A 483-nucleotide genomic window follows, 5' to 3' on the forward strand; every position below is an offset into this window, starting at 1 on the left:
AGTTTTTATGCTGAATATCTCAAAATGAATATCGGTTCTCTAATGGAAGAACAGAAAAAACATGAATCTATGTTAAAAGAGTGGAAGGAAAAAGCACCATTGGCAGAGTTCTCTAAGTGTGGAGAGTATAGGGACGTATGCGTGTTAGTTGATGATAAAAGTGGATATTATTCCAATGAACAAACCCCAAATAAAAAATATGCCATACTGAAATAGTGTTAAGTAACTCATGCCGTCTTATGACTAAGGCTGCATGAGTATAAAAACGGCGTTTCACGTCAAGATAAAATAAATACCTGTACCTAATATAAAAATGGAGCTACATATACTTATGTACCTTGAGAATGACGGAGTTAATTTATCCCTTATCGTCAAGCTAATAGCTATGTAAATAATATCTGTCAGGAATGATATAAATATAAACAAAACACCCAATATAAAGAAATTTAATGCGATATTTGTATTATCATCTATAAATGCTGG

1 protein-coding gene is annotated in these 483 nt (G+C 32.1%); it reads left to right on the top strand.

Going from position 1 to position 483, the window contains the following annotated elements; genetic code table 11:
* Positions 1 to 216, top strand: a 216-nt coding sequence (locus tag DK926_RS26955; RefSeq protein ID WP_207890931.1) for a hypothetical protein, incomplete at its 5' end; no start/stop codon positions are given.
* Positions 217 to 483: the final 267 nt, after the last annotated feature.

The organism is Rhodococcus sp. Eu-32, from assembly GCF_003336925.1.
Lineage (GTDB): Bacteria > Actinomycetota > Actinomycetes > Mycobacteriales > Mycobacteriaceae > Rhodococcoides > Rhodococcoides kyotonensis_B.